Genomic DNA, 1063 nt, shown 5'->3' on the forward strand with positions numbered 1-1063 from the left:
GTCGAGGCCAACATATTGGCCCCGAATCAGCCCCATAACGATTACTTCGCCGTCGATTGCGGCGGTGATCTGCTCGGGGTGCCACCCCACACGCGTGTCGAGGGTTAGGGCGTCAGGGGGCGTCATGGTTCAGGCTCTGCTTTCACGGTTTCACACTACAAGCGTCTTAAGTACCGAAAGCCTATCGGTGTATCCACATGTTTACGGCGAAGCGCCGGTCGGCGAAAGCGCGGCTTGAGCAGGTCAGGCGTTGCACCGAATGCGGGGCGATGGATGGGAAAGCGGCCAGCCGATTATGATCGGGGGCGATATCCTGCGTCGCGGTGCCGCCTAAGGCGTGAAAGCGCAGGGCTCCCCCGGTAAAGGGCCGGGGCTGGCGGTTCAGATAGAGAACCAGCGTCAGAACGCGCGGATTGGGGCGCTGGTTCACCACCACGAACGTATCGATATGCTGCTGAAAATGAGCCCCGTCGCCGTGGGCGGCCAGTTCGATTTCAACCCGGCTGGCGGTGAAGGCCGGAATTCCGAAGCGGGCCGCCAAACCGGGCGCGGCGGCAAGGGCCGCCTCCGCCACCGGGGCGTGAAAGGGGCCGAGATGCTCCAGGACCGAAACCTGCCGAATGGTGTCATCCACCATGATTGTTCCGTTGTGCAGAATGGAGCCCGAGCGGAACTGACCCTCGTTGCCGATGGCATAGCCCAGCACCCCATCGGCCAGGGCGGCGGGCAGCCAGGACTCTTGCGTGTAATGCGGCAGGAAGCGGCCATTTCCGGTTGGGGGCGCAGCCCTCATGTCACGAACACCGAAATCGGTTGATACTCGGGCATCTGTTGCCCGCCAGTGACAAGCTCGCCCTGGCAGCGGCTCCAGGCGTGGGCGAGCAGTTTACCGTCCGCGTCTTTCGTAACGCCGAAATGAACCTGCACCGCAAGGCCCCGGCGGCGCAGCATCAGGCGGCGGCGACCGCTTGCTGGAGGCAGACGGCCCGGAACGGGGCAACCCCAGCGGCCCGGCGCACGGCATCCCGAACCTGACGGATCGTCGGCACCGCCGTAGCTTCTT

1 protein-coding gene and 1 pseudogene are annotated in these 1063 nt (G+C 64.4%); both read right to left on the reverse strand.

Annotated features, from left to right (window positions below; all coding sequences use genetic code 11):
* Nucleotides 1-181 precede the first annotated feature (181 nt).
* Nucleotides 182-793: a 2OG-Fe(II) oxygenase gene (locus VZ95_RS18385; protein WP_045777153.1), complete on the reverse strand. Its 612-nt coding sequence runs from the start codon at nt 791-793 to the stop codon at nt 182-184.
* A pseudogene (locus VZ95_RS29470) lies at nt 790-1049 on the reverse strand (lasso peptide biosynthesis B2 protein). Before VZ95_RS29470 ends, VZ95_RS18385 begins: the two are co-directional and overlap by 4 nt.
* Nucleotides 1050-1063 lie beyond the last annotated feature (14 nt).

Source organism: Elstera litoralis, assembly GCF_000963705.1.
Classification (GTDB): domain Bacteria; phylum Pseudomonadota; class Alphaproteobacteria; order Elsterales; family Elsteraceae; genus Elstera; species Elstera litoralis.